Origin of the sequence: Kitasatospora sp. NPDC059571, from assembly GCF_042735675.1 — a bacterium.
Lineage (GTDB): Bacteria > Actinomycetota > Actinomycetes > Streptomycetales > Streptomycetaceae > Kitasatospora.
This window is the reverse complement of the sequence record NZ_JBHWBW010000544.1, coordinates 3799-4947: the sequence shown is the minus strand read 5'-3', so window position 1 is coordinate 4947 and position 1149 is coordinate 3799. Positions and strand designations below refer to the sequence as shown.

1 rRNA gene (only partly in view) is annotated in these 1149 nt (G+C 56.0%); it reads right to left on the bottom strand.

What is annotated here, in order from left to right:
• Positions 1-42: 42 nt before the first annotated feature.
• Positions 43-1149, bottom strand: a 23S ribosomal RNA gene (locus ACFV0G_RS35110) (it continues 2007 nt past the right edge of the window).

Here is a 1149-nt window from a genome sequence, read left to right as displayed (position 1 = left end):
GGGGGTCGTTGTTTCAGAACAACACAGTGGACGCGAGCAACTGAGGACAAGCCCTCGGCCTATTAGTACCGGTCAACTCCACCCATTACTGGGCTTCCATATCCGGCCTATCAACCCAGTCGTCTACTGGGAGCCTTACCCTCTCAAGGAGGTGGGAGTGCTCATCTCGAAGCAGGCTTCCCGCTTAGATGCTTTCAGCGGTTATCCCTCCCGAACGTAGCCAACCAGCCATGCCCTTGGCAGGACAACTGGCACACCAGAGGTTCGTCCGTCCCGGTCCTCTCGTACTAGGGACAGCCCTTCTCAACACTCCTACGCGCACAGCGGATAGGGACCGAACTGTCTCACGACGTTCTAAACCCAGCTCGCGTACCGCTTTAATGGGCGAACAGCCCAACCCTTGGGACCTACTCCAGCCCCAGGATGCGACGAGCCGACATCGAGGTGCCAAACCATCCCGTCGATATGGACTCTTGGGGAAGATCAGCCTGTTATCCCCGGGGTACCTTTTATCCGTTGAGCGACGGCGCTTCCACAAGCCACCGCCGGATCACTAGTCCCTACTTTCGTACCTGCTCGACCCGTCAGTCTCACAGTCAAGCTCCCTTGTGCACTTACACTCAACACCTGATTGCCAACCAGGCTGAGGGAACCTTTGGGCGCCTCCGTTACTCTTTAGGAGGCAACCGCCCCAGTTAAACTACCCACCAGACACTGTCCCTGATCCGGATCACGGACCCAGGTTAGACATCCAGCACGACCAGAGTGGTATTTCAACGGCGACTCCACAACAACTGGCGTTGCTGCTTCACAGTCTCCCACCTATCCTACACAAGCCGAACCGAACACCAATATCAAGCTATAGTAAAGGTCCCGGGGTCTTTCCGTCCTGCTGCGCGAAACGAGCATCTTTACTCGTAATGCAATTTCACCGGGCCTGTGGTTGAGACAGTCGAGAAGTCGTTACGCCATTCGTGCAGGTCGGAACTTACCCGACAAGGAATTTCGCTACCTTAGGATGGTTATAGTTACCACCGCCGTTTACTGGCGCTTAAGTTCTCAGCTTCGCCACGACGAATCGTGACTAACCGGTCCCCTTAACGTTCCAGCACCGGGCAGGCGTCAGTCCGTATACATCGCCTTACGGCC